Raw genomic sequence first — 1183 nt, forward strand, 5'->3', positions numbered from 1 at the left:
ATTTCACCCCAGAAGGTGTAGCGAAAGCGGCCGTTCATGCGCGAGTTGACGTACAGCGACATCACCAGATGCGGCAGCACGTAGGCAAAGATCAAACTGGCGGAAGAGTGGATGATGTTCAGATTGAACAGCAGATAGGCCAGCGGCGCGGTAAGAAACACCACCCGCGGCAGGCCGAACTGAAAGTGCAGCATGGCGTTGAGGTAGCACAGCCGCTGCTGCCACTTCAGCCCGCGCCCCAGCAGCGGGTTATCGACGCGGAAAATCTGCGTCATGCCGCGCGCCCAGCGGGTACGCTGGATAATGTGCAGCCCGAGACGTTCGGTAGCCAGCCCGGCGGCCAGCGGGATCGCCAGAAACGCCGACTTCCAGCCGCGACGCTGCATCTTCAGCGCGGTGTGGGCGTCTTCGGTCACCGTTTCCACCGCAAAGCCGCCGATCTCTTCCAGCGCCGTGCGGCGAATCACCGCGCAGGAGCCGCAAAAGAAGGTGGCATTCCAGTTATCATTGCCCTGCTGCACCGGGCCGTAAAACAGCGCCCCCTCATTGGGGATATGGCGCGCCGCCACCAGATTGCGCTCAAAGGGGTCCGGCGAATAAAAGTAGTGCGGCGTCTGTAGCAGCGCCAGCCGGTCATCGGTGAGAAACGGCGCCACCGTAGCCTGCAAAAAAGCCCGCGTCGCCACGTGGTCGCAGTCAAACACGCACAGGAGTTCGCCTTTGGTGATTTTCATCGCGTGATTCAGGTTGCCGGCCTTGGCGTGCCGGTTATCTTCGCGGGTGATATAGCCCACCCCGACGTCGGCGGCGAACACCGCGAATTCGCTGCGCTTGCCATCATCCAGCAGATAAATTTTCAGCTTGTCGCGCGGATAATCGATGCACTGGGCCGCCAGCACGGTATCGCGCACCACGCTCAGGCTTTCGTTGTAGCTGGGGATGTAGATATCCACCGTCGGCCAGAGAGCGACGTCATCGGGCAGCGGCTGAATGGTGCGCTTCAGCGGCCAGGCGGTTTGCAGGTAGCCCAGCAGCAAAATAAGCCAGACGTACAGCTCGGCGAGAAACAGGCCGATGCCCAGCAGCGCCTCGATCTGAGAGTTAAAATGCAGGGTATGGGTGGCGCGCCACCAGATATAGCGCGTCGACATCAGCGCGGACAAAAACAGCATGATCATCGTCA

The 1183-nt window shown here is 60.7% G+C and carries 1 protein-coding gene; it reads right to left on the reverse strand.

All coding sequences use genetic code 11. The features are described from left to right. On the reverse strand, window positions 1-1183 hold a 1183-nt coding region (locus BTJ39_RS24240; protein ID WP_139356419.1), incomplete at both ends, for a glycosyltransferase.

This window comes from Izhakiella australiensis, assembly GCF_002006995.1.
In the GTDB taxonomy this organism is placed as follows: Bacteria; Pseudomonadota; Gammaproteobacteria; order Enterobacterales; family Enterobacteriaceae; genus Izhakiella; species Izhakiella australiensis.